The organism is Lactobacillus sp. UMNPBX4 (assembly GCF_002554115.1).
Classification (GTDB): Bacteria; Bacillota; Bacilli; order Lactobacillales; family Lactobacillaceae; genus Lactobacillus; species Lactobacillus gallinarum.
In genome coordinates this window covers 1-355 of record NZ_PCZF01000150.1, presented here as the reverse complement: position 1 = coordinate 355, position 355 = coordinate 1, and the positions used below count along the sequence as shown (strand labels likewise).

1 pseudogene is annotated in these 355 nt (G+C 35.5%); it reads right to left on the bottom strand.

The window, feature by feature from the left end:
• Nucleotides 1-83 precede the first annotated feature (83 nt).
• Nucleotides 84-302: pseudogene (locus CP355_RS10140) on the bottom strand (amino acid:proton symporter); the annotation flags it as partial.
• Nucleotides 303-355 lie beyond the last annotated feature (53 nt).

Genomic DNA, 355 nt, shown 5'->3' with positions numbered 1-355 from the left:
ACCCGTGGTCTAGACTTTCACTAGACTAGATGAAATGTCATGCCCGACACACAAGTAAAAAAATAAAGTTGACTATGGCAACTTTATTTTTTACTGTCTTTTTCAATATACAAATCGATTTTACGTAATCCTGTTTTAATACCCCAGTAATAAAATCCAAGTGAAGCTACAGCAATTACAACAAAGTCAAAAGGATATTTAATCCAATTTTGTCCACCAAAGCCATCGCTTCCCACATAAGACATTATTGACATAAAGATCAAATAAACAATCATCCACCAACAACTACGTAATTGTTCTTGTCAACTACCCTAGACTGAAGTCTAGGGCTTAGTGGCTCGTTAGCTTACGCTAA